This is a genomic window from Vibrio sp. 378, assembly GCF_033339435.1.
Window position 1 is genome coordinate 1 of sequence record NZ_JAWOUO010000810.1, and the last position, 600, is coordinate 600.

Consider the following 600-nt stretch of genomic DNA (forward strand, 5'->3'; position numbering starts at 1 on the left):
AAGAAGAAAACTTGATCGTGACGGAATATAACCGTTCGGTGCAGGGTTTCCTTGTTGGTCCGGTACGTAACATCATCAATACCGCATGGACTGAAATTCAGCCGCCGCCATCGACTTCTGGACGTTCCAACTACCTCACAGCTATCACCCAAGTGAAAGATGGTGATACTTCTCAAATCGTTGAGATTATTGACGTTGAGAAAGTGTTGGCGGAAATCGTTCATTATGATGTCACTATCTCAGAAGATATCTTAGATCACGACTTATCGCAGTCGATGGTTGGACGTAACGTTCTTATCGTAGACGACTCTTCGACAGCAAGAAACCAAGTACGTGACACCCTTTCTCAATTGGGTATGAACATCATCGAGTGCCGAGATGGTTTAGAGGCATTAACGGTGCTCAAGCGTTGGTGTGATGAAGGTCGTGACGTTGAAAAAGAGCTGTTAATGATGATCACGGACGCTGAAATGCCAGAGATGGATGGTTACAAATTGACTCACGAAGTTCGTAGCGATCCTCGTATGTCGAAGTTGTTCATCACGTTGAACACGTCACTCAGTGGTAGCTTTAACGAGGCGATGGTGCAAAAGGTAGGCT

Annotated in this window: 1 protein-coding gene; it reads left to right on the forward strand. The window is 45.5% G+C overall.

What is annotated here, in order from left to right; genetic code table 11:
* Positions 1-600, forward strand: a 600-nt coding sequence (locus R7Q48_RS28975) for a chemotaxis protein CheV (RefSeq protein ID WP_318133802.1), incomplete at both ends; no start/stop codon positions are given.